At 66.9% G+C, this 23,813-nt stretch carries 23 protein-coding genes and 1 pseudogene; 14 read left to right on the forward strand and 10 right to left on the reverse strand.

The window, feature by feature from the left end; translation table 11 throughout:
- Positions 1-122: 122 nt before the first annotated feature.
- The 3 genes from CSC78_RS16110 (at position 123) to CSC78_RS16120 (ending at position 2,951) form a co-directional block, all read left to right on the forward strand.
- Positions 123-1,649 carry an esterase/lipase family protein gene (locus CSC78_RS16110; RefSeq protein ID WP_162338881.1) on the forward strand — a complete coding sequence of 509 codons (1,527 nt, stop codon included), beginning with the start codon at positions 123-125 and terminating at the stop codon, positions 1,647-1,649.
- A gap of 119 nt (positions 1,650-1,768) precedes the next feature.
- The gene (locus CSC78_RS16115) at positions 1,769-2,386 is read left to right on the forward strand and encodes a dihydrofolate reductase family protein (protein WP_162338882.1); all 618 of its coding nucleotides are present in this window, start codon (positions 1,769-1,771) and stop codon (positions 2,384-2,386) included.
- A gap of 85 nt (positions 2,387-2,471) precedes the next feature.
- Positions 2,472-2,951 (forward strand): VOC family protein, encoded by a 480-nt coding sequence (locus CSC78_RS16120; RefSeq protein WP_162338883.1) that lies wholly within the window; start codon positions 2,472-2,474, stop codon positions 2,949-2,951.
- 9 nt (positions 2,952-2,960) lie between these two features.
- Here CSC78_RS16120 and CSC78_RS16125 read toward each other — a convergent pair whose 3' ends face one another.
- A complete protein-coding gene (locus CSC78_RS16125) occupies positions 2,961-4,127 on the reverse strand; it encodes a helix-turn-helix domain-containing protein (RefSeq protein ID WP_162338884.1) in 1,167 nt (388 codons plus the stop codon).
- Between the two features lie 125 nt (positions 4,128-4,252).
- Between CSC78_RS16125 and CSC78_RS16130 the strand changes: the two genes are divergently transcribed.
- Both CSC78_RS16130 and CSC78_RS16135 read left to right on the forward strand, forming a co-directional pair.
- The gene (locus tag CSC78_RS16130; protein ID WP_162338885.1) at positions 4,253-5,047 is read left to right on the forward strand and encodes a DUF2306 domain-containing protein; all 795 of its coding nucleotides are present in this window, start codon (positions 4,253-4,255) and stop codon (positions 5,045-5,047) included.
- 133 nt (positions 5,048-5,180) lie between these two features.
- Positions 5,181-8,078, forward strand: coding sequence for a two-component regulator propeller domain-containing protein (locus tag CSC78_RS16135; protein WP_162338886.1), 2,898 nt, complete (start codon positions 5,181-5,183; stop codon positions 8,076-8,078).
- A gap of 475 nt (positions 8,079-8,553) precedes the next feature.
- Here the strand turns inward: CSC78_RS16135 and CSC78_RS16140 are convergent, their stop codons facing one another.
- From CSC78_RS16140 to CSC78_RS16150, 3 genes are all read right to left on the reverse strand, one after another.
- Entirely contained in the window at positions 8,554-9,054 is a 501-nt protein-coding gene (locus CSC78_RS16140; RefSeq protein ID WP_162338887.1) for an REP-associated tyrosine transposase, read from the reverse strand.
- A 564-nt stretch (positions 9,055-9,618) separates the two neighbouring features.
- The gene (locus CSC78_RS16145) at positions 9,619-9,801 is read right to left on the reverse strand and encodes a YgaP family membrane protein (protein ID WP_162338888.1); all 183 of its coding nucleotides are present in this window, start codon (positions 9,799-9,801) and stop codon (positions 9,619-9,621) included.
- A gap of 202 nt (positions 9,802-10,003) precedes the next feature.
- The gene (locus tag CSC78_RS16150; RefSeq protein ID WP_202924201.1) at positions 10,004-11,146 is read right to left on the reverse strand and encodes a threonine aldolase family protein; all 1,143 of its coding nucleotides are present in this window, start codon (positions 11,144-11,146) and stop codon (positions 10,004-10,006) included.
- Positions 11,147-11,404: 258 nt separating this feature from the next.
- On the opposite strand from CSC78_RS16150, the gene CSC78_RS16155 reads away from it, so the two are divergent.
- The 4 genes from CSC78_RS16155 to CSC78_RS16170 all read left to right on the forward strand — a co-directional run bounded on the left by CSC78_RS16155 (position 11,405) and on the right by CSC78_RS16170 (position 15,534).
- Complete coding sequence (locus CSC78_RS16155; protein WP_162338890.1) at positions 11,405-12,553, forward strand: SPFH domain-containing protein; 1,149 nt, start codon at positions 11,405-11,407, stop codon at positions 12,551-12,553.
- Positions 12,554-12,565: 12 nt separating this feature from the next.
- A complete protein-coding gene (locus tag CSC78_RS16160; protein WP_162338891.1) occupies positions 12,566-13,891 on the forward strand; it encodes a TFIIB-type zinc ribbon-containing protein in 1,326 nt (441 codons plus the stop codon).
- Positions 13,892-13,901: 10 nt separating this feature from the next.
- Complete coding sequence (locus CSC78_RS16165; protein WP_162338892.1) at positions 13,902-14,162, forward strand: hypothetical protein; 261 nt, start codon at positions 13,902-13,904, stop codon at positions 14,160-14,162.
- Positions 14,163-14,679: 517 nt separating this feature from the next.
- Positions 14,680-15,534 carry a PA4780 family RIO1-like protein kinase gene (locus CSC78_RS16170; RefSeq protein ID WP_162338893.1) on the forward strand — a complete coding sequence of 285 codons (855 nt, stop codon included), beginning with the start codon at positions 14,680-14,682 and terminating at the stop codon, positions 15,532-15,534.
- Positions 15,535-15,620: 86 nt separating this feature from the next.
- Here the strand turns inward: CSC78_RS16170 and CSC78_RS16175 are convergent, their stop codons facing one another.
- Positions 15,621-16,451, reverse strand: a complete 831-nt coding sequence (locus CSC78_RS16175) for an NAD-dependent epimerase/dehydratase family protein (protein WP_162338894.1) — start codon at positions 16,449-16,451, stop codon at positions 15,621-15,623.
- 97 nt (positions 16,452-16,548) lie between these two features.
- Between CSC78_RS16175 and CSC78_RS16180 the strand changes: the two genes are divergently transcribed.
- Positions 16,549-17,337: a helix-turn-helix domain-containing protein gene (locus CSC78_RS16180; RefSeq protein WP_162338895.1), complete on the forward strand. Its 789-nt coding sequence runs from the start codon at positions 16,549-16,551 to the stop codon at positions 17,335-17,337.
- Positions 17,338-17,515: 178 nt separating this feature from the next.
- Here the strand turns inward: CSC78_RS16180 and CSC78_RS16185 are convergent, their stop codons facing one another.
- Entirely contained in the window at positions 17,516-18,019 is a 504-nt protein-coding gene (locus CSC78_RS16185; protein ID WP_162338896.1) for a hypothetical protein, read from the reverse strand.
- 775 nt (positions 18,020-18,794) lie between these two features.
- Entirely contained in the window at positions 18,795-19,634 is an 840-nt protein-coding gene (locus CSC78_RS16190; protein WP_162338897.1) for an amidohydrolase family protein, read from the reverse strand.
- A gap of 97 nt (positions 19,635-19,731) precedes the next feature.
- On the opposite strand from CSC78_RS16190, the gene CSC78_RS16195 reads away from it, so the two are divergent.
- From CSC78_RS16195 to CSC78_RS16205, 3 genes are all read left to right on the forward strand, one after another.
- The gene (locus CSC78_RS16195) at positions 19,732-20,028 is read left to right on the forward strand and encodes an autorepressor SdpR family transcription factor (protein WP_162338898.1); all 297 of its coding nucleotides are present in this window, start codon (positions 19,732-19,734) and stop codon (positions 20,026-20,028) included.
- Entirely contained in the window at positions 20,025-20,405 is a 381-nt protein-coding gene (locus CSC78_RS16200) for a hypothetical protein (protein WP_202924202.1), read from the forward strand. The genes CSC78_RS16195 and CSC78_RS16200 overlap by 4 nt, the downstream gene beginning before the upstream one ends.
- A 75-nt stretch (positions 20,406-20,480) precedes the next feature.
- Positions 20,481-20,750: a hypothetical protein gene (locus CSC78_RS16205; protein ID WP_162338899.1), complete on the forward strand. Its 270-nt coding sequence runs from the start codon at positions 20,481-20,483 to the stop codon at positions 20,748-20,750.
- A 231-nt stretch (positions 20,751-20,981) separates the two neighbouring features.
- Here CSC78_RS16205 and CSC78_RS16210 read toward each other — a convergent pair whose 3' ends face one another.
- The 3 genes from CSC78_RS16210 to CSC78_RS16220 all read right to left on the reverse strand — a co-directional run bounded on the left by CSC78_RS16210 (position 20,982) and on the right by CSC78_RS16220 (position 23,317).
- A complete protein-coding gene (locus tag CSC78_RS16210; RefSeq protein WP_162338900.1) occupies positions 20,982-21,368 on the reverse strand; it encodes a hypothetical protein in 387 nt (128 codons plus the stop codon).
- A 229-nt stretch (positions 21,369-21,597) separates the two neighbouring features.
- Positions 21,598-22,032: a hypothetical protein gene (locus CSC78_RS16215; RefSeq protein WP_162338901.1), complete on the reverse strand. Its 435-nt coding sequence runs from the start codon at positions 22,030-22,032 to the stop codon at positions 21,598-21,600.
- On the reverse strand, positions 22,016-23,317 hold the full coding sequence (locus tag CSC78_RS16220; protein WP_162338902.1) for an AAA family ATPase: 1,302 nt from the start codon (positions 23,315-23,317) through the stop codon (positions 22,016-22,018). Before CSC78_RS16220 ends, CSC78_RS16215 begins: the two co-directional genes overlap by 17 nt.
- Before the next feature lie 246 nt (positions 23,318-23,563).
- Here CSC78_RS16220 and CSC78_RS16225 point away from each other — a divergent pair.
- Positions 23,564-23,813 (forward strand): annotated as a pseudogene (locus tag CSC78_RS16225) (hypothetical protein); the annotation flags it as partial.

The raw sequence follows: 23,813 nt of genomic DNA on the forward strand, positions 1-23,813 counted from the left end.
GGATCGGAGCTTCATCCTAACCGCTGCGGACCGGCGGGCGCATGCACAGCCTGTGTCCTTCGGACGCCGGCTTTGTCGTGAACCTCTGGTAATCATCCGACGACGCGAAGGGAGGGAAGCCCATGGCCAGGATCCAGCGGCCGTTCTATCCGATCATCTATGTACGCGGTTATGCGATGACGCGAGACGAGGTGATCCAGACCACCTCCACGCCCTACATGGGTTTCGAGGCCGGTTCGACCAAGATCCGCCAGGCGCAGGACGGACGCATCGTGAAGTTCGTGTTCGAGTCGCCGCTGGTGCGGCTGATGAAGGACTACGACTACCGCGACACCTACGCGGCCGGCGCGGAAAACGCAGGCAAGCTGTCGCCGCGCAGCATCGTGATCCACCGCTACTACGACGCCGCCGATCCCGCATTCGGCGATGGCAAGGCCTTGTCGATCCCGGATGCCGCCAAGGCGCTGGCCGAGCGCATCGTCGACCTGCGCGAGCGCATCTGCGGCAACAACCAGGCCGACCGGCAGGCGTTCCGCGTCTACCTGGTCGCCCATTCCATGGGCGGGCTGATCTGCCGCTGCCTGCTGCAGAACCCCGAGGTAGCCACCGCCGAGGTGCGCGGACTGGTGGACAAGGTGTTCACCTACGCCACCCCGCACAACGGCATCGAGGTCGGCGGCATCAATGTGCCCAGCCTGCTGTCGATCAACGACATGAACAACTTCAACCGCGGGGTGATGGCCAAGTACCTCAAGGTGCCGAAGGACAAGGTCAACACGCTGGGCGACTCGGGCTTTCCGCTGGAGCGTTTCTTCAGCCTGGTCGGCACCAACAGCCGCGACTACGCGGTGGCGCACGGCCTGTCGGCGATGGCGGCCGGTCAGATGAGCGACGGCCTGGTGCGGATCGAGAACGCCTACGTCGCCGGCAGCCCGCGTGCCTTCGTCAACCGCAGCCACAGTGGCTTCTTCGGCATCGTCAATTCCGAGGAGGGCTACCAGAACCTGTCGCGTTTCCTGTTCGGCGACCTCAGCGCCACCGCGCGGCTGGACATCACCGCCCTGCCGTTCCCGCCGGAGATCGAACAGGCGCGCAAGCGCGGCAAGAAGATCGCCTCGTCGTACTACATCGAAGCGACGGTGGCGCCGCGCGGTGCGTACACCTACGACCTGACCTCGCGCACGAAGGCGCACGAAAGCGCGGTGCGGCGCGAGTATGCCGAGCTGTTCGACCAGGACGGCAACCTGATCAGGGATGCCCGCGCGCCGGTGCTGTTCTCGGTCTACCTGGACAGCTCGAAGATCACCGCCGGCAGCGAAGTGTCGTTCTCCATCGACCTGGCCGTGTCGACGGCCGGTTACGAAGTGGACGGCGCGCTGTTCCTCAAGCAGCACATCCCCGGCGAATTCCTGTTCCGCGACACCCTGGTGCTGTTCGCCAAGCGCAACGACGACGGCACGTGGGCGCTGCGCTACGTGTGGGCCGACGAGCACTGGGCCACCGGGCCGAAGAACGCGGCCGAAGTAGCCCGCATGGGCAAGAAGGCCGTCGGCGTGGCGCAGAGCGCGCCCACCCTGTTCGCCGTGCCGGTGGCCTCGAGCAAGGGCTTCCAGGCCCAGCTGAGTATCGCGCTGTCGCCCTGGGTGTAGGCGACGTCCCGTCCACCAGGTACTGCCGGTGGACGGAGCCGGTGGCCGTGTCGATTCCGTCCGTGCCCGTTCGTCGCAGGGTGGAGAGGCGGACCTGACGATCCGCCGGGAAGCACGACATGCGCAGACTCATCGCGGCCGTCATGGTCAGCCTCGACGGCGTCATGCAGGCGCCGGGCGGGCCGGACGAGGACACCAGCGGCGGTTTCGCGCACGGCGGCTGGGTGTGGCCGTACGCGGGTGAGGACGAGGCGATGGACGGGCTGTTCAGGCAGCCATTCGCGCTGCTGCTGGGACGGCGCACCTACGACATCTTCGCCGGCTACTGGCCGCAGGTGCCCAGCGACGCACCACATGGCGGCATCGCCGATGCGTTCAACGGTGCCACCAAGTACGTGGCCACCCATCATCCCGATTCGCTCGGCTGGCAGCACAGCCATGCGCTGGGCGCGGATGTCGTGTCGGCCGTCCGCGCGCTCAAGCACCGCGACGGACCTCACCTGGTCACGCAAGGCAGCAGCGAGTTGCTGCACCAGTTGCTCGCCACCGATCTGATCGACGAACTGCGGCTGCTGGTCTACCCGCTACTGCTCGGGCGCGGCAAGCGGCTATTCGACGACGCCACGCAGGCGTCGGCATTCAAGCTCGATCGCTCCCGCACCACGGCAGCCGGCGTGATCGTCAGCCGCTACCTGCGTGACGGCGACGTGCGCACCGGTTCGTTCGCGGACGGCTGATCGCCAACGACGGCTTCACCCGATATTCCCTCCTCACGGCGCGATGATCGCACCGCCCTTCCCTGCCTTCCCGATGGAGAACACCATGACCCCGAAGAACACCCTCTGCCTCTGGTACGACAACGACGCCGAGGAAGCCGCCAATTTCTACGCGAAGACCTTCGCCGACAGCGAAGTGACCGCCGTGCACCGCGCGCCCGGCGACTATCCCTCCGGCAAGGAAGGCGACGTGCTGACGGTGGAGTTCACCGTGTTCGGCATTCCCTGCATCGGCCTGAACGGCGGCGACGCGTTCAAGCACAGCGAGGCGTTCTCGTTCCAGATCGCCACCGACGACCAGGAAGAGACCGATCGCCTGTGGAACGCCATCGTCGGCAACGGCGGGCGCGAAAGCGCCTGCGGCTGGTGCAAGGACAAGTGGGGCCTGAACTGGCAGATCACCCCGCGCGTGCTGACCGATGCGATGGCCAATCCGGACCGCAGCGTCGCCAAGCGCGCGTTCGAGGCGATGATGACGATGCACAAGATCGACGTGGCGAAGATCGAGGCTGCGGTCCGCGGCTGATCCGCGGCGTCAGCGCAACGCCGACGACAGTGCGCGGGCCGTGCTGTCGTCGGCGCCGGGATCTGCGCTCGCCGCGGCCTGCGCCCGGCAGGCCGCGCGGTACGCGGTGGGCGTGCACCCCATCGCCGCCTTGAACGCGCGGTTGAACGGCCCCAGCGAGGCGAAGCCCACGGCGCCGCTGATCTCCAGCACGCTGGGGGTTGCCGCCGGGTCGGCCAGTCGACGGCATGCGTCTTCGATACGGTAGCGGTTGATCATCTGGTTGAAATTGCGCTCGCCCTTCACCTGCGTGATCAGCCGGCTGAGCCGGTGTTCCGCGATGCCCAGCCGATGCGCCAGGTCCAACACCTTGAGCTCGGGCTCGCGGTAGGCATGCAGCACCTCCATCTGGTGCCGCAGCGCGTGCAGCAGCCGCGCCTCCTCGTCGCTGGCGGGTCCCTCCACCCGCGGTGACGACGCCGGCGACGCCACCGCCAGTGGCGCGCGTCCGCGGTACCGCAGCGCCGCATGGGTGAACAGCAGCATCGCGAAGGCGCAGAGGGCAACCACGCCGCTGCGCAGTCCGGCCACGGCGGGCACCGCGCCCACCAGCGTCGTCGACAGCACGCAGCCGGCGAACATCACCATGAAGGCGACGCGCAGGCGACGTTCGGCCGGCGGCAGCGACGACGACCAGCCGCGCACGGCTTCGAGGAAGCTCAGCACCAGCAGGCTCGAACTGGCCAGCGTCAGCAGGCTGTCGAGCGCGGATGCCCACGGCGACGACGCCGCATGCGCGCCCAGCGTGGCGCCGCGGTAGGCCGCGATCAGCAGCGCGACGCCGACCGCGACCAGCACATGTACCCGGCGCCCGCCGCCCTCGCCGCGGAACAACGCGCGCGACACCAGCCAGAAGCCGTTGCAGGTCGCGCTGCCGCCGATCGCGACCGCCCAGCGCATCCATGCCGGCGCGTCCCCCATCCACGGCGACATCAGCGACAAGGCCATCGAGCCGCTGACCACGGCGAACACCACCTCGGCATCGCGCTTCGGCCGTTGCCACAACAGGACCAGCAGCGACAGGGTCGCTACCGCCACCGCGACTGCCGTCGCCACCGCCTGCCACCCGTGCATCGCATCGCCCTCCCGTGTGCCATCCACAGGGTCGGCCACCGGGCCCGTCGCGGCAAGCGCCATCGGTCACGCATGCCGCGCAGGACGGACGAATACCGACGACGATCCAGCCAGCCGAATCGCGAATCGGCAGGACGCCGGGTCGGCCGGCCGCCATCGTGCGGCTCCGTCTCCCCCGGAACCCGCCCATGCAATCCCCCCGCGCTCCCGATCGCCTGCTGTCCCGCGGCGCCACGGCCTGGTTCGCCACCGCCCTGCTCGGCCAGGCCGCCTTCATCGCCTTCATCGCCGTGTTCTTCGGCGGCGCCATCGCCAGCGGCAACCTCGCCGCCGTCAACGCCAAGCCGCACATCACCGGCTACGCCCCGGGCGATCCGCTCGGCAACCTGCAGTTCCTCGGCCATGCGCTGCTGGGCGGGCTGGTGACGCTGGCCGGGCTGTGGCAACTGGTGCCCGCGCTGCGGCGCCGCTGGCCGGCCGTGCACCGCTGGAACGGGCGCCTGTTCCTCACCATCGCGCTTGTCGTGACGCTGACCGGCTTCTCCCTGGTCTGGCTGCGCGGCTCGCGGCTCGGCCTCGGCAGCGATGTCTCGATCAGCCTCAATGGCCTGCTGATCGTCGCCTTCGCCCTGCTGGCCTGGCGCAGCGCGCGGCGGCGGGACTTCGCCAGCCATCGCCGCCACGCCCTGCGCGCGTGGCTGCTGGTGAACGGGGTGTGGTTCCTGCGCATCGGCATCATGCTGGCCGGACTGGTCCTGGCCCCGATGGGCATCGCCATCGACTACCAGGGCGCGATCTTCATCGGGGTCAGCGTCGCCAGCTGGCTGCTGCCGCTGTTGGTGCTGGAGCTGTACTTCCGCGCCGAACGCTCGCGTCGCGCGTGGCGGCAGGTCGCGATGGGCGGCGTGCTCGGCGTGTTCGCCCTGCTGACGCTGGCCGGCAGCGCGGCGGCGGCCGCCTTCATGTGGTGGCCGGTGCTGTGAACGTCGTGGCGAATCCCCGCGTCGCAGCGGCATGCGCGCCGCCGGCCCTCAATCTCAGGCCATCACCGCCGTTATCGAGGTTGCTGATAGCATGGCGCGCCACCGGTGGGGGGACCGATGCCCGGAATTCCGCATGTTCCTTGATGCACGGCGCGCCAGCGCCCTGCTCGTCGGCGCGCTGTGCGCGCTCCTGCTGTTTCCCGCCCAGGCGCTGGAAGCGCGGCGGGCGATCGGCCAGTTCACCCATGTCTGGTACGAGAACGAACTGCCGCAGGGCACGGTGCTGTCCATCGCCCAGCAGGCCGACGGTGCCATCTGGCTGGCGACCTATGGCGGACTGGCGCGGCACAGCGGCGCGGGCTTCGAGACCATCGACCCGCGCGTCGCGCCGGCGCTGAAGAGTTCGGCCATCACGGCCGTCAGCGCGGACCGCGAGGGCGGCCTCTGGGTCGGCACGCTCAACGGCGGCCTGTACCGCCGGCAGGGCCGCACGCTGGAACCGGTCGCGCTGCCCGCCGGCATCGAGAGCGTGTTCGGCATCGTCAACGACACGACCGGTGGCCTGTGGCTGACCACCAATGCGGGCGTGGTGCGGATGGCGAACGGAACGCCACGCCTGCTCGGCGACGCCGACGGCTTTCCGCCTCGCGGCTTCTACCGGGCCATCGTCGCCGACCGCGCGGGTGGCATCTGGATCGCCGCCGACGGCGTCGGCGTCGTCCACTGGCAGGACGGCAAGGCGCGGCTCTACGACGAGCACGACGGCCTGCCCAGCAACGCCGTCTACAGCCTGGCCGTCGATGCCGGCGACACCGCCTGGGTCGGCACCCAGGCCGGTCCCGCGTTCTTCCGTGAGGGGCGTTTCCAGCGCGACCCGCGTGCGGCCGCGATCGACGGACGGCGCATCTACAGTCTGTACGGCGACCGCGACGGCAATGTCTGGTTCGCGCCGCTGGACGTGGGCCTGTGCCGCCTGACGGCCGACGACTTCAGTTGCGACAACACGCTGGCGGGCATGCAGGGCGAGACCGTGCGGTCGATGTTCGAGGACCGCGAGGGCAACCTGTGGATCGGCACCACCTCCAGCGGCCTGCACCGGCTCAGCCCGTCCAAGCTGGTCACGGTCACCGGGCAGATGGTCTCCAACGCCGTGCGCGCGGTGCATCAGGTTCCGGGTGGGGCGTTGTGGATCGGCACCGATGGCGCCGGCCTGTCGCGCTACCGGGGGTCGGCACTGCAGCCGGCCACCGACTACAACCGCCAGCTGCCCAGCCAACTGGTCCGCGCCATCCTTTCCGACGCGCAGGGCCAGCTGTGGGTGGCCGGCACCGAAGGCGTCACCCGCTTCGATCCGAACGGCCTCGCCCGCAACTTCGGCCTGGCCGACGGCCTGCCGGGCACCATCGTGTTCGCCTTCGCGCCGGCCCGGCAGGGCGGCATGTGGACCGGCACGCTGCAGGGCGTGGCCCGCATCGACGGCACGCGGGTGGAAGTGGTGGAAGGCACGCGCGGCGACGACACCCGCGCCCTCTACGAAGACTCCGATGGCCGGCTGTGGATCGGCCTGCGCAGCGGCCTGCGCTGCCTGTCGCGCGGCACCGTGGATACCTGCGGCACGGACGGCTTGCCCGGGACCAGCGTGTTCGCCTTCCACCCGGCCGCCGACGGCAGCCTGTGGCTGGGCACCAGCGTGGGCATCGTGCGCATCCACGACGGCAAGGTGACCCGCTACCTGGAGCGCGCCGGTTTCCACGGCGACGCGGTGTTCGCCCTGCTCGATGACGGGCGCGGCAACCTCTGGTTCAGTTCGAACCGCGGCATCGGCCGGCTCGCCAGGGCCGACTTCACCGCGCTCGACCGCGGCCAGGTGCAGCAACTCGCCCCCCGCTGGTACGGCACCAGCGACGGCATGCTCAACGCGCAGGGGAACGGCGCCTCGCAGACACCGGCCGACCGCAGCGACGACGGACGCCTGTGGTTCGGCACCGCCAAGGGCGTGGTGATCGTCGATCCGGACCGCATGCAGGGCAACCCGCAACCGCCACCGGTGTCGATCGAACGCCTGCTGGTGGACGGCGTGGACGTGGATCCGCAGGCGGCCGGCCGGCTCGGCCCCGGCGTGGAGCGACTGGAACTGCAGTTCGCGGCGATGAGCTACGTGGCGCCGTCGGCCGTGCGCTACCGCTACCGGCTCGAAGGGTTCGACCGTGCCTGGAGCGAGCCCGGCACGGGCCGCGCCGCCTACTACACCAACCTGCCGCCCGGCGATTACGTGTTCCGTGTGATAGCCAGCAACAACGACGGCGTGTGGAACGAACAGGGCGCGCAACTGCGCTTCACCCTGCTGCCGCAATGGCACCAGACCTGGTGGCTGCGCACGCTGGTGGCGCTGTTCGCGCTGGGCGCATTGGCCGCGCTCGTGCGGTTGCGCCTGCGCGCGGCGCGCGAACGCGAGCGCGCACTGACCCACGAAGTGGCCCAGCGCACCGACGCCCTGCGCGAAGCCAATGCCCGGCTCGAATTGCTGGCCGCCAGCGATGCGCTCACCGGCATCGCCAACCGACGCGAGTTCACCCGCCGCCTGCAGCTGGCGTGGGACGACCATGCCGAGCGCGACGCGCCGCTGGCCGTGCTGCTGATCGACGTGGATGACTTCAAGGCCTACAACGACAGCTACGGCCACCTGGGCGGCGATGCCGCACTGGCCACGCTCGCGGCGGCACTGGCAACCAGCCTGCGCGGAAGCGGCGACCTGGCTGCGCGTTACGGTGGCGAAGAGTTCGCCATCCTGCTGCCGGACTGCGACGCCGACGCGGCCCTCGCCCTCGCCCGCCAGCTGGTCGCCAACGTGCAACGCCTCGCCCTGCCCCACCGCGCATCGAGCGTGGCGCATGTCGTCACCGTCAGCATCGGTGCCGCCAGCCTGCGTCCCGCGCACGGCCGCAATCCGGATGCCTTGCTGCACGCGGCGGATGCAGCGCTGTATTGCGCCAAGGCCGAAGGCAGGAACCGCGCGTTGCCGGCGAAGTGACCGCGGCCCGCCCATCGCCGTAGGGCGGGCTCAAGCCCGCCGTCGCAGACCCACCGTCATCCAGTTGGAGGTTCGCACGCACCGGCACGCGATACCTCGCCGGGGAACCCCACGGCGGACGCATCAACATGGCGGGCCGGGGCCCGCCCTACGCGGAGACCGTGGCGCATCGTAGGACGGGCTCAAGCCCGCCGTCGCGGACCCACCGTCATCCGGTTGCTGGCTCTCACCTACCGACACGCGATACCTCGCCGAGGAACCCCACGGCGGACGCATCAACATGGCGGGCCTGGGCCCGCCCTACGGAGGACCGCGTCGTCGTAGGGCGGGCTCAAGCCCGCTGTCGCGGATCCACCGTCATCCGGTTGGAGGTTTGCACGCACCGGCACGCGATACCTCGCCGAGGAACACCACGGCGGACGCATCAACATGGCGGGCCTGGGCCCGCCCTACGCGCGCCGTCGCGGACTCGCCTTCATTCGCCCATCCATTCCCACGTATAGACGCCTCGCGCTACCCATCGCGGAAACGACGAGTGCGGCCATTCGCAAGCACGCGCTACGTGGCCATGCTTGACAGGATTGAGATGCACGTGGTCGATATGACGCCGCAGGTCGTCCTCGTCGCGGATCAGGTGCTCCCAATAGCGGCGCTGCCACAACCCCCGCTCCCGTCGATCGATGCGTTGCCGTGAACGCTGTTCGCAGGCCGGCAAGCGACGACTGACGTGGGACTTGATCTGCGCCCAACGGTTCGCGTTGTCGGCATCATCTGCCGGCAACCGCCAGACACAGTGCAGATGGTCGGGCAACACTGCGATCGCCAGCACATCGAACGGTCGCACGCGCCGCGTCTCGCGGAATGCCTCGCGCAGCAACCCGATGTGATCGACCAGCAGACGGCTGCGCCGATCCAGCAGATTCACGGTGAAGAAGTAGGTACCACCCGGCACCCGCATGCGGCGATAGTTGGGCATGCGGGAAGCGTCGCGCATCGCCAGGTACCAGGACACTCGTCCGACACCGCGATGCACCGTCAGGAAACGCCACCACGAATGCGCAGGCGCGACGAACCGTAGGGCGGGCTCAAGCCCGCCGTCGCGGATCCACCGTCATCCGGTTGGAGGTTCGCACGCACCGGCATCGCGATACCTCGCCGGGGAACCCCACGGCGGACGCATCAACATGGCGGGCCGGGGCCCACCCTACCGAGGTAGGGCGGGCTCAAGCCCGCCGTCGCGGGCACGCCGTCATCCGGTTGGAGGTTCGCGCGCACCGGCATCGCGATACCTCGCCGAGGAACACCACGGCGGACGCATCAACATGGCGGGCCGGGGCCCGCCCTACGGAGGACCGCGTCGTCGTAGGGCGGGCTCAAGCCCGCCGTCGCGGACTCGCGGTCATCCGGTTGCTGGCTCTCACCCACCGACACCGCGATACCTCGCCGAGGAACCCCACATCGGACGTATCAACATGGCGGGCCTGGGCCCGCCCTACGCGCGCCGCGTCCGACCGGACCCTCTGCGGGTCCGGCTCCCTCGTCAGCGTGGGCAGGTGTTCACGCCCAGCAGCCGGTACAGGGGACAGAACCCGAACAGGCCGGTGACCAGCGGCACCAGGCCGATCCACGCCCACAGCGGGCCGCCGGTCAGTGCCCAGCCGATCAACACCGCGCCGACCACCACGCGCGCCCATTTGTCGAAGCCGCCCACGTTCGTTTTCATCACGCCACCTCCCATCAGGGAAACGCAGCGTGGCGCGGCCGACACCGGCCCGCATTGATCGGGATCAAACGCCGTGGGCTGAGCGCCATCGTCGCCGCCGCTACCGGTGCGGCTGGGCGGCGCCCGGCGCAAGGCGGCACCCCTGATGTCCTCGTGCACGCGGCCGGCGAGGCAAAGCGCCGCTACGGCGGACGTCGCGTCCTCAGCCGAGGAACACGCCCACATAGTCCTGCACGGGACGCCGCAGCAGCGTCGTGTTGACGGCGAGCGGCACCCGGCCGTCCTGCCAGCGGCCGACGCGGATGCCCGCCTGCCGCCCGCGCTCGAACGCCGCGTCCGCGAGCGGTTGCGCCATCTCCAGCCAGAACAGATTGGATGCGTCCGGCGAACTGCGTTCCCGCACCTTGCCGGTGGCCACCAGCGTGCCGATCAGTTCGCGCGCATGCGCATGGGCCTTCGCGATGTCCGCGAGGAACACCGGCAACGCATCGAGCGCCAGCAGCGCGGGCATCCATCCCTGGTACAGGGTGCCGCCGAACACGTGACGCAACGCGCGTGCCTGGGCGATGTCCGCCTTCGATCCCGCCAGCACCGCACCGAACGGCGCGTCCAGGTACTTGTACAGCGAGACGTACACGGTATCGAATTCCGCCGCATACGCCGGTAGGTCGAAGCCCGGTGGCGCCATCAGCAGGCGCGCGCCGTCCAGGTGCAGGCGCGCGCCGTGCGCCCGTGCCATGGTCGCGATGCCACGCACGTGTGCCAGCGGCACCAGCTCGGCGCCGGCGCGGCGCACGGGACTCTCCAGCGACACCGCACCGATCCTTACCGGATACGGACCGCTCTCCGACATCCCGATCGCCGCGCGCACCTCGTCCAGCGTCGGGCTCGCGCGACCGGCGGCCAACGGCACCAGGTTGAGCGAGGACAGCCGCTGGGCCGCATCGCTCTCGTCGCGGTACACATGGCTCTCCTGTTGCACCAGCACGCGCCGATGCTCGCCGCAGAGCACGCGCAGGGCCACGTTGTTCGCCAGGGTGCCACTGGGGAAGAACGCACAGTCTTCCTTGCCCAGCAAGGTGGCGAAGGCCTGCTCGAGCCGGCCTACTGCCCCCTGGTGCAGATAGCCGTCCCGCACGTCGGTCTGCGCGCGCGCCAGATCCGCCAGTTTGGCTGCCATCGCCACCGGATCCGGTGGCGCGCTGTCGCCGACCAGCCACACGCTGCGCGCGTCCACCGGGGGAAACACCGGGGCGGCCGGCGGCGCCTCGCCTGCCGGGACGGCGTCCGTCGCGGCGGCGAGCGCTGCGCCCAGCGAGCCTTGAAGGAAGGTGCGTCGATCCACGGGCATGCTCCGGCAATGGCGATTGGATTCACCCCGCTCGCGCGAGCGCGCCGGGAGCGAGCCGGCATCCTACGCAGCCGCCTCGACGAGGCGATGTGCCATTGGTGATGGCCGGACGACGGGACGGTTGCCGTCACCGGCGGAGACGCGACATGGCCGCTTGCATGACCTCTGCGCCATGGCGGTAACGGAGCGCTATGTATACTCGGTCACACTCGGCGGGTGCCCCTTCCCGCCTTCGAATCACGGAGCGATGTCATGGGTCTTGTACAGGCGGTGGTGGGTGCGGTCGGTGGCGTGCTGGGCGACCAGTGGAAGGATTTCTACACGGTGCCGGCAGGCCTGCCGTCGACGGCGGCGCTGTTCGCCGCGGTACCCCAGGGCACCAATGCCGGGCGCGGGTCCAACACCAGCGGCTCGACCAACATCATCACCAACGGCTCGAAGATCGTCGTGCCCGAGGGCTACGGCCTGCTGCTGATGCAGGACGGCGCGATCACCGCGTTCGTCGCCGAGCCGGGCGGTTACGAGTGGCGTTCGGACGACATCAACTCCAAGTCGATCTTCGCCGGCGACGGCATCGTCTCGACCTTCATCACCCAGAGCTGGGAGCGCTTCAAGTTCGGTGGCCAGCCCGGCTCGCAGCAGGCGGCGTTCTTCGTCTCGCTGAAGGAACTGCCGGACAACCGCTTCGGCACGCAGTCCGAGATCTACTGGGACGACGGCTTCCTCAACACCCAGGTCGGCGCGGTCACGCGCGGCTCGTACACGCTGAAGATCGTCGACCCCATCCTGTTCGTGAAGAACTTCGTGCCGGCCAAGTACCTCGCCGCCGGCCAGGTGTTCGACTTCACCGACCTCGACAACGCCGCCGCCACCCAGCTGTTCAACGAGGTGGTGGGCTCGCTCGCGCCGGCCTTCAGCCTGTACACGAACGATCCGTCCAAGGGCAACCGCATCACCAAGCTGCAGCAGGATTCGCTGGGCTTCGCGCAGAGCCTGTCGGCCGCGGTGGAACAGGGTTACCAGTGGAGCTCCGACCGCGGCCTGGCCATCGTCAAGACCGCCATCGTCTCCATCGAGTACGACGCCAACACGCGTGAGCTGCTGAAGACCGTGCAGCGCGCCGATGCGCTGTCCGGCGCACGCGGCAACTCCAACCTTCAGGCCAGCGTCGCCCAGGGCATCCAGTCGGCCGGCGAGACCGGCGGCGCGGCGGGCCTGATGGGCGTGGGCATGGCCACCGGCATGATGGGCGTGGGCAACCTGCAGCAGCCGGCCGCGCCTGCGGCACCGGCCGCGGAGGATCCGGTCGCCAAGCTGAAGAAGGCCAAGGAGATGCTCGACCTCGGCCTGATCACGCAGTCCGACTACGACGCGCTGAAGGCGAAGGCCCTGGGCCTGTAAGCGGACGCACGCATGTCCACCCCGCACCGTCCGGCGCCTCCGCCGCTGCCGCCGGTGCCTCCTGCGTTGGGCCCCGGCTCGCCGCAGGAGGTGCCACCGTTGCCCGGGAGTTTCCCGGTCGATCCCGCCACCCTGCCCGACGCCATTCGCGAGGAAATCGAAGCGCCCGATCCGGTCGCCATCGATACCGCCGCGGCCGAGCTGAAGGACGGGCAGAACCGCTGCCCGAAGTGCGGCGCCACCGACATCCGCCACAAGCTGGGCAGCGACGTGCTGGTCTGCCTGTACTGCCGCAATGAGTGGGTCGGCGAGCGCGTCGAGGAAGCGTTCGGCTTCGGCGAAGGCATCGCCGACCTGCGCGGGACCGTCGTCGCCTCCGGCGCGCGCGACATCCAGGCCGACACCGCCGTCCTGATGACCTTCAAGTGCACCGGCTGCGGCGCCGAGGTCACGGTGAACACGCAGAGCGCCATGACGGCGCGCTGCCACTGGTGCCGCCACGTGTTCGGCGTCAACGAGCAGATCCCCAACGGCGCCGTCCCGGACGCCGTGCTTCCGTTCCACATCAGGAAGGAGGACGCGGTCGCGCGCATCCGCCAGTTCGTCGACAAGCGCAAACTCTTCGCGTTGAAGGCGTTCAAGGACCAGTTCTCGCCGGAAAACGTCGTCGGCGTCTACCTGCCCTACATGATCGTCGACGGCAACGCGAGCGCGGCGGTCGCCGGCAAGGGCGAGATCCTGACGCGCACCTACACGCGCGGCACCGACAAGAACAAGAAGACCTATTACGACGCCGACGTCTACCGGGTGGAACGCGCGGTGGACTTCACCGTCGACGACCTGCCGCTGGAATCCTCGCGCGAGCGCGGCAACCTCGATACCCGGGTCAACACGCAGAACATCATCAACACCATCCTGCCGTTCGACACCAAGAACGCGGTGAAGTGGAACGCCTCGTACCTGTCAGGCTTCACCTCGGAGAAGCGCGACACCGACGTCGAGCAGCTGCGGCCCAGGCTGGAAGACCAGCTGCTGTCGATCGCGCGCGCGCAGGTGGAAAGCTCGGTCGGCCGTTACGACCGCGGCGTGCGCTGGGAACAGGAACGCCTGGACGTGCACGGCACGCGCTGGGTGTCGATGTACCTGCCGGTGTGGCTGTACTCGTACCACCAGCCCGGCAGCAACGGCGGCCTGCTGCACTACATCGCGGTCAACGGCCGCACCGGCGAAACCATGGGCAGCGTGCCGGTGCAGCAGTGGAAGCTGCTGCTCACCGCGCTGACCGTGGGCACCTTCCTGGAGGGCATCGCCCTCTGGATCATCTGGGCCGGATCATGAGCGACCACACATGAGCGACGACAACGGCCTATGGCTGCTGGCCCTCGGCCCCACCGGCGCCGCAGCGCTGTACTGGGCGATCTACCGGTACTACCGCAACACCGACAAGTCGCATGCCTTCGAGCACGAGACCGACATCGAGGCCAAGCCGGTGACCGGTAGCGACCGCAAGATCGACACCGTCACCGGCACCCAGCGCACCCGCATCGACGGCGACAACGTGCGCGCGTACCGCCAGCGCGTGACGCGGGTCCGCGACGACGGCAGTTGATCCCGCCGCGCCCGCTGTTTCCCTTCGCCACGTAATACGGGAAAAAGGAACAGCCGCGACGCCTGGCTGTTCCCTTCTCCCCGTGTAAAACGGGGAGAAGGTGCCGAAGGCGGATGAGGGGCGCTTTTTTTTCCCGCAGCGTGTCTGAAGTCCCCTGCACTACGAAAGCATCACCGCCCCGCGATCGACGGTCGCACCGCGCACCATGCGACACCGCGCCCGCCCCTCATCCGCCCTCCGGGCACCTTCTCCCCGCACGCGGGGCGAAGGGAAAAGCGTGGCACGTCCCAGCGCCCGCCTTTCCGCATCGGCGCCAAAGCAAAGTCGCGACGCATCCGCTGTTTCCTTCTCCCCGTGCAACGGGGAGAAGGTGCCCGGAGAGCCTGCCCCGTACTTGATACGGGGGCGGATGAGGGGCGCTCTCATTTCCGCGCACGCGATTCCCCGGGTGCGCTTCGCTTACCCGGGCTACACTGCCCGCCCGTCGCGGCGTTTGCCGCGCCCTTGCAAGGATGCCGTGAAGACCCCTGCCAGCCTGCTGATGCTGATCGACGAAGGCGTCATCGACGAGGTGCTGCGCCCGCTCAAGAGCGGCAAGGAAGCCTCGGTGTACGTGGTGCGCGCGGGCGACGACGTCCGCTGCGCGAAGGTCTACAAGGACATGGCGCAGCGCAGTTTCCAGAAGCGCGCGCAGTACCAGGAAGGCCGCAAGTCGCGCGGCAGCCGCGAGGCCCGTGCGGTCGCCAGCGGCAGCCGCTACGGCCGAAAGCAGCAGGAGGCCGAGTGGAAGAACGCCGAGGTCGACGCGCTGTACCAGCTGCGTGAGGCCGGCGTGCGCGTGCCGGAGCCGTACGGCTTCTTCCATGGCGTGCTGGTGATGGAACTGGTCACCGATGCCGAGGGCTTCTCCGCCCCGCGCCTGGGCGAGGTGGAACTGACGCCCGAACAGGCCCGCGAGTACCACGCCGTGCTGGTGCGGCAGGTGGTGCGCATGCTGTGCTGCGGCCTGATCCACGGCGACCTGTCGGCCTACAACGTGCTGGTCGGCCCCGACGGCCCGGTGGTGATCGACTTCCCGCAGGTGGTCAGCGCCGGCGGCAACAACGCCGCGCGCACCATGCTGCTGCGCGACGTCAACAACCTCACCGCCACGCTCGGCCGCTGGGCGCCGGAGCTGCTCGACACCTGGTACGGCGAAGAGATGTGGGAGCTGTTCGAAGCCGGCACGCTGCTGCCCGACACCCCGCTGACCGGCCAGTTCACCCCGGACGAGCGCAGCGTCGACCTCGACGGCGTGCGCGATGCCATCAACGACGCGCGCGAGCTCGCCCTGATCCGCCAGCAGGGCCGCGAGGCGCAGGACGAGGATTGACCTCACGGAGGCCGTAGGGCGGGCTCAAGCCCGCCATCGCACACCACGACGACGTCGTAGCGCCGCTCGAAGCGCAAGGGAAAGGCTTACGCCTCCCCCGCCCCCACCGCATCCGCCAAGCGCGGATACACCGGACGGAAACCGAGATCCTCGCGGATCCGCCGTCCGTCCATCACCGCGGAGAACGCCTTCCCCCGTTCCGGGTCCGTGCCATCCGGCGGCGGCTCGCCAACCGCGGCGAAAAGCGTGGCCAGATCGGGGGCTTCGTCATCCACCACGTTGTAGATGCGATGCGCCGGCGACGTCTTGTCGAGCAGGCGCATCACCGCTTGCGCCACGTCCGCATGATGGCCGAGCGACATGCGCTGCTCCGGCGGAAAGGCGCGCATGAACGGCACCACGTCCTGGATATGCGGGTCACCGTCGCCGTAGACGAACGGCAGCCGCAGGATGCGCACGTCCAGGCCATCGATGGCCAGCAGCATCTTCTCGGCGGCGAGTTTGCTCTGCGGATAGGCATCGACCGGCGCGCAGGCATCGTCTTCCTGCGACGGCACACCGCCGTTCGGGCCATAGACCAGGCCGGTACTGGTGAACACGAAGCGCGTCACGCCTGCCTCGCGTGCCGCCAGTGCCAGATGCTGCGTGCCCAGGTTGTTCACCGCATGCGCTTCCTCCGGCGTGGCGCCGCGGAAGAACGCGGCGCAATGCACCACCGCGTCCACGCCCTGTATCGCCGCCGGCAACGAGGCCGGCTGCATCAGGTCGCCGCTCACCAGGGTGATGCCGTTATCCGACAGGTCGGAGGCACGCGCGGCATCGCGCACCAGGGCACGCACGGCGTGTCCCTGCTGCACCAGCCGCATCGCGAGTCTGCTTCCCACTTTTCCGGTCGCGCCGGTCACGAGTATGTTCATGGCAGCGACGATAGAGGCCGCAGCGCCTGCTGCATTGGAAAAACCGGCCATCGCACGCGGGTTGCGGCACGGCGGACGCGGCGACCACAATGGCCCCATGCCCGCCGCCCTCGCCCGCTCCTCCGTGACCACGGCCCGTGCCGACGCGCGCCCGGTCGTCGCATGGACGGTGAGCGAGTACCCGCGCGACCGGCAACGCGTCGCCATCCCGCAGGTGGAAGCACAACTCGTCGCGCGCTTCGGGCCTACGTTGCCCGACGGCGTCGACGTGCACGCGATGGGGCCGCGCACGCAGGTCCATCGCAAGTTCATCCGCGGCGGACAACGTGCGGTGATCGCGCGCCTGCGTCCCGGCACCTACGAAGCGGCAATCGGCATCTCCGCGACGGAACTGCAGGGCGCACCGGTGCCGCTGGAGGCGTTGTGGAGTCCCGCCCACGTCCAGCGCCTGCGCGAACATCTCGCCAGTGCCACCGACACGCAGGCCGCCGGCGCGTTGCTGGAATCCGCGGTGTCGTCGCGCGCCGCGCGGCAGCCGACGCTCGACACGGCACCGGTCTTCCTTTCGGCCGCGCTGGAGCAGCTGCAGCACGCCAGCCTCGGCCAGGTCGCGCGCGAGCTCGGCATCAGCGAACGCCACCTGCGCCGCGTCCTGCACGACGCCCTCGGCCTCAGCCCCAAGACGTACGCGCGCCTGACCCGCTTCGCGCAGGCCGTGCGCGCAGCGCAATCCGCCGCCACCCTCAACTGGTCCGCCATCGCCGCCGACACCGGCTACTACGACCAGGCCCACCTGATCGCCGACTTCCACGCCATCGCCGGCACCACCCCGCGCAGGCTGCTGGAGGAATTGCGCGAGCACGATGGCGAGATCGCGGGAGTCTGAGCATCCGGCGGACCGCTTCTCCCCGTGAGTAACGGGGAGAAGCTGCCGAAGGCAGATGAGGGGCGCTTTGCCGTCCGCGAACGCTGTGCGTGACGCACGAGGTGCGCAGGGCGAGTCTTGGTCCACCCTGCGAAACACCATGCAAGCATCAAGATGGCGGGCTTGAGCCCGCCCTACGTCACGGGTCGCCCGAGAGGCACGCCTGCATCCACGGCTCCGCCAGCAGCGCATCACGCTGGTCGTCCGCCCCGCGCACGGCCTGGTAATAGGGGAAGCAGGAGCCATCCGCACGCGTCAGGTCGGAAAGCTTGCCCTTGCAGATCCGCAGCGGCTTGTCGATGCGCTGCCAGCCGTCTTCGCATTCGGTATCGGTCTCGGCGCTCCGACGACCGCACACGTGCGTGCGCCGCGCCTGCGTGGACGAATCCGCGTGCGCGATGACCTGGCCCATGTACGCCTTCCCGGAGGCGAAATGGAACCACGTCCCGCAGATGCGGTCGCCACGCTGCAACAGCACGTAGCGGCTGCATTCCTCGGGCGAGGTGGTGCCCGCGCACCACGCCCATTCACCGTCGAACGGGCCAATCGTCGCCGACGCGCCCGCATCGCTGCTCGCGTGCCTGCTGCCCAGTCCCGTGCATGCGGCCAGACCCAGCAGTGCCACCATCGTCCACATACGCATTCAGAATCCCTCCTTGTGAGCGTGGCTCGATGCTACGTGGCGATGGGGTCGTCGACAACGACGTGTCCTGGTCAACGGTGGCGCCGCGCATGGTGCAGCGTCGCACTCGCCCCTCATCCGCCCCCGTATCAAGTACGGGGCAGGCTCTCCGGGCACCTTCTCCCCGCACGCGGGGCGAAGGGAAAAGCCGCGGCGCACCCGCTGTTCCTTTCCTCTGCCGCGACGCTTCCACTGTTCCCTTCTCCCCGTGCAACGGGGAGAAGGTGCCCAACGGGCGGATGAGGGGCGCTTTTTCGTCCGCGCACGCTAAGCGCGATGCGTGATGTCGTAGGGCGGGCTCAAGCCCGCCATCTGGTCGTCGGACGATGACGAGAGCGGCGATCCATGCATCAAGATGGCGGGCTTGAGCCCGCCCTACGCCTGCCCTCCCCGCAGCGTCTCCCCGCAAACGGGGCGAAGGGAAAAGCCGCGACGCGTTCGCTGTTCCCTTCTCCCCGTGCAACGGGGAGAAGGTGCCCGGAGGGCGGATGAGGGGCGCTTTGCCGTACGCGCTGGGTTACTCACGTAGTGACGTAGGGCGGGCTCAAGCCCGCCATCTGGTCGTCGGACGATGACGCGGTAGCGGCGATCCACGCATCAAGATGGCGGGCTTGAGCCCGCCCTACGCGCGCTTACGTAGCCCGTGCAAGGCCGGAGGCCGCACCCGGGTGAGGGACGCGCACCGTCCGCGATGCCCCGGGTGCGCTGCGCTTACCCGGGCTACGACACGCAGGCCTCATCGCCCGAACAGCGTCATCGCATTCCCGCTGCGGATCTTCGCTTTCTCCTCGTCGCTCAGGTCGAGGCGCTCGAACGCCTTGACCGTCGCGTCCAGCCCGATCTGCGGGTAGTCCGAGCCCAGCAGCACGTGGTCGAGGCCGACGTTGCGCAGGGTCCAGAGGAATTCTTCTTCGACCGGGGAATCGGCGACCACCAGCACGGTGGCGGAGATGTCGAAGTAGAGGTTCTCGAAGCCGAAGCCGTCGGCGGTGCGGGCCAGGGCGAGGATGTTCCAGAAGCGGAAGTTCAGGCCGCCGATGTGGGCGAGGATGAAGTTCGTCTTCGGCACGCGCACCACCAGGTTGAACAGCTTCTCGCTGTCGCCGGGCAGGATGTTGGCGTTGTCCATCAGCACGGTGATGCCGAGTTCGCCGGCGCGGCGTGCGAGCGCTTCCACGCGCGGGTCGGAGACGTCGAAGCCCTGCGTATGCGCATGGATCTTCAGCACCTTCACGCCGGCGGCGGCGACGCGCGCCAGTTCTTCCATCGCGGCGTCGCCGTCGAAGGGATGCACGGTGGCGATGGGCAGCACGTCGGCGTGCGCCTTCGCCAGCGCGATCACCTGGTCGTTGCCGGCGCGGATCTTCGCCAGGTCGCCCTGCCGGGCCTGGTGCGGGCCGCCGAACCACATCACGCCGATGCCGGAGAGCTCCAGCCCGGCGGCGCGCACGTCGTCGCGGTACTGCTGCAGGGAGGTTTCGCCGTCGCGCAGGTGGACGTGTACGTCGAACACGGGGTTGGCGGCCAGGGCCACCGGGGAGATCAGACACAGGGACAGGACCAGCGCACGCAGCATGGCGTCGTCTCACGGCAAGGGGATGCGTGCATGGTGCCATGCACCGTCCCGACCAACGGCGGTTGACACATTTCGATGTTTAGCTAATTATCGCATCATGAGCCAGGTCTTCCGCGCCCTTTCCGATCCCACCCGCCGCCAGGTGCTGCAGTTGCTGCGCAAGGGGCCGCTCAGTGCGGGCGAGCTGAGCGAGCAGTTCGATGTGTCGAAACCGACCATGTCGGCGCATTTCGCGGTGCTGAAGGAGGCCGACCTGGTGCATGCGGAAAAGGTCGGCAAGTCGGTGATCTACCACCTGAAGCTGTCGGTGCTGGAAGACGCGCTGCTCGGCTTCGTCCATTCGTTCGGTGCGGGCAGTCCCGCGCCCAAGTCCAAGAAGGAGTCTGCGAAATGAACCGAGAAGTGATGACCAGTCTGGCGTGGGGCCTCGGCATCGTGCTGCTGGCGCTGTGTGCGACGTTCGCGCGGTCGCGGGGCTATATCGATGGCGAGATGGTCGACCGCATCGTGATGGGGGCGATCGGGTTGATGGTGGCGTGGTTCGGCAACCAGATGCCGAAGCGGTTCGTGCCGAGTGCGCGGGCGCGGCAGGCGCAGCGGGTGGCGGGCTGGTCGATGGCGCTCAGCGGGTTGGTCTATGCGGGGTTCTGGATCGCGGCGCCGAAGGATGTGGCGGTGATCGGGGGGTCAGTGGCGGTGTTGCTGGGCATCGGGGTGACGGCGGCGTACTGCCTGTCGTTGCGGAACAAGGCGCGGGTGTCGGGCGCCTGAGGCGGGCCTGGGCGGACGGTGTTCCGGCCCGGCATGCAGGGTGTGCGGCCAGCGTGGCCCTGAGTGTGATGTGAAATGCCCGGCGCCCTGCCCTGCAGCGCCTGGGTGGACGTATCGCCAGGGGCCTCGGGTCTGCATTGGATGTTTTCGATGCAGCGCTGGATCTTTCTGATGGAACGTTGGATCTTTTCGATGCAGCGTTGGATCTTTCCGATGGAACGTCCGATCGTTTCGATGCAACGTTCGATCGTAGTGTTAGATGAACGCATCTTCTCGATCCAACGTTGGATCTTTTCGATGGAACGTTGGGCCTTAGTGTTAGAAGAGCCGATGTTTTCGATCTAACGTTGGATGTTTTTGATGCAACGTTGCGTCTTAGTGAGAGACGAGCGCGTCTCTTGGGTCACCGCTCCGTGTTTGTGTGAGCAGAGAGGCCGTCGCGGTCGTGTGCAATGCACGACGTCAGGCGGCAACCTCGGTCGGCGGTGACCCCGTAGGTTGGGTTGGCTCCACCAACCCAACAGCACGTTGGGTGTCAGCGCTCGGTAGACGACGCAGGGTCTGGCGGGGCGTGCCTTACGGTGGTGACGCGGGTTCGCCGGTGGCGATGCGGGCGGCGGTGTCGGCGTGGGTGTGCAGGTCATCCCAGCGGTCGTGGTCGTCCAGCAGGGTGGCCAGGTGCAGGTTGAGGTGGAGGACGCGGTCGCAGGCGTCGGCGGGTGTCAGCCGCATCAGCAACTGGGCGGTGCAGTCCACCAGGCAGCGGGCCAGGTCCAGGCAGTCCTGCCCTTTGCGCTGGGCGGCGGTGGCGATGCGGTCCAGGTGCTCGGCGGGGAGCCGGGCGAGGACGGAGTCCGGGTCGTCACTGCCCTCGCCTGCAAGCAGGTCGAGGATGGTGGTGAGTGGGGTGTCGGCGACGTTGAGCGTCGCGGCCGCGTCCTGCGGTGGTGTTTCGATCTTCATTCCTTTGCTCCGGCCCATCCGGGCGATGGGTCGCGGAGCAAAGGTCGGATGAAAGTGGGGTGGCGTCTACTACGAAGTTCGTAGTCAACGCCGATGGACATTAAGCAAGGAAGTCAGCTCCACGGAGAACAACGCCCCTTTCAAGCAACTATCAAGCCATCACGAACAGCCTCTGCGCACGAGCAGATCAAGCCGCTCTTCTGATTCTCAATGCCCTATGCAAGATGAACTACCAATCGTTAGAAGAGGATTGGAAAACCAAGTTTTTAACTTTTAGGCGACACGCATACTTCGAACGAAACTCGTCTTGCGCCCTCTGGAGCTCATAGTGAGGCAACGGCCATCTCGTAGGAACAAGTACTGCATAACGAATGCGCTTACCAACAGAAGCAGCCAAAGCTTTGATCGTCGTCTTCAACTGCGACAAGCCTTTATTTACATCCGCACCCTTCAACTCAACAAATACTGCAGCCTTCGCGTTCGGAAAAACCAAGTAATCACAGCGCTCACCAACCACAATCAGACAACCATCAACATTATAAACAATCAAATCAGACAATTTTTTGTTTTCATTATCTACAACAAACTTAGAAACTCCCCCATCAGGATCCACAAGCACTACCTTCGCGCCACCAGTCCTTTTGCAGCTACTCTTTAGAGCCATTGATCCTCTCCACCAGATCCAATAACTGCTCTCGCTGCTCGAACATCACCTCAGAAATTGAATCAAGATATCTCGAGTCTATCAATTTATTTTTCTTATCTATGACAGATCTCGGAACTCCATCCCTTATTGCCAGAACGGACATCTCATCCATATTAAGATAAGCACCATTTAGAGTTATTTTTCTCAGACTGTTTCTTGCAATTTTTGGATTAGAGGCCATAGTTTGGCCCGCCAATATAAGATTGTTCAATGCCGCGCATATGTACGGACTATGAGTAGTTAACACCACCTGCGCTCGCCTACCTCTACTAGCCGCCAGCACAAGCAACTCAACGAGACGCTTCTGCGTATCAGGAAAAAGGTGGGCTTCAGGCTCTTCAATGAATACTGACCGCCCAAGAGCGCTTGGATAGTGATACAGATACTGAAGCATAACTAGTAGCGGGAGCACTTCCTGCTGACCAGACGAACTATTGGCCACGGGCACCCGTCGATCATCAGGAGTAACGACAAGATCTTCCCCGCGCACCCTTTCGAACTTTCCTTTTAATATTTGCTCGACAGGCTCTGAAAGAGGATTGACCCGCTCTCCAGATGAGTTATTTATCCTGAGATACATCGACTTGTATCTCTCGTAAGTTGATCCAAACTCCTTTACAAAAGGATCGAGTGGGATATTGTTGGAAAGCAAGGAGAAAATATTACCCTGCAGAAAGCTAAAGTAAGATCTTCCTGCCGGAATAAAAACTTGCTGAACACCCCAACGACCAGCAAACTGCTTGTGAATTCGCTCGTAATAGCGACTCTGAAGCTTGAATCCAATATCAAGATCTTCTGATACTTCATTATCAGCCAATCGCTTGGCTTGTTTACCATACACACGACGAAGTGACGTGTACTCACGCTCAAAGTAGCCGGACGCATTTATCTCCAACTTTGGCCGACCACTCTTCTTAGGCTTGGCACAGCTTATTTCGATCGTCTCATCGCCTAACGCGTAGGAAACGTGAAATCCGCCCGACTCAATGGCAGACCTAAAGTAGTCTTGAAATTTATCTCTGAGCCGAGCATTGAATCGCTCTTTACTCAACTCATCAAATACCCCAGAAAAAACCTCCTTAGGATATGACTTGCAGAAATAAATAAGCTTCGCCGCTAAGCTTTTTCCTGACGCTTGCGGACCAATAATTAAATTGAAGCGCGACAAGGGAAAAACAGCGTCGCGCAAACCACCCAAACCATCGACCGACAGCTGTTCATCTATCGAGCTATTCGGAACCATAATCCTTCACCCATCCCTTAAGACGCCATCACCATCTACCACCATTGCATTGAGCTTTAAATCGGGGACCATCGACCGAAGCAAACTTTGCTCGAGTTGAAATGGGCATGCCACGCCCGATCACCCTCATTTGTAGCACTTGCTGAGGCAACCTTGGCACATCTCAGCGCTCCGCGTAATGTCACTCCCATCCCTCTCTGTTCCTTCATCCATGAAGTCCCCCTCCCCCGACGCCCTCACCCCCACATGAGCGACGCGCCAAGCCGCGGTCGTGCGGCGTCGCTGAGTCCGCTGGACAGGGAAGACCTCCACATCAAACGGCACGAGCGCAGCATCGGCTCCCTCGTGAGCCTGCTGGTGCATGCCCTGTTCCTGCTGGCCCTGCTGTACTCCTCCCAGATCACCCTGGCCCCACCCGAAGGCAGCGCCAGCGGCGGCGCCCGCGTCAAAGTCGACTTCCTGGGCGAGACCACCCAGGACGACCAGCGCGTTCCCG

It is taken from the genome of Pseudoxanthomonas japonensis, assembly GCF_010093445.1.
In the GTDB taxonomy this organism is placed as follows: Bacteria; Pseudomonadota; Gammaproteobacteria; order Xanthomonadales; family Xanthomonadaceae; genus Pseudoxanthomonas_A; species Pseudoxanthomonas_A japonensis.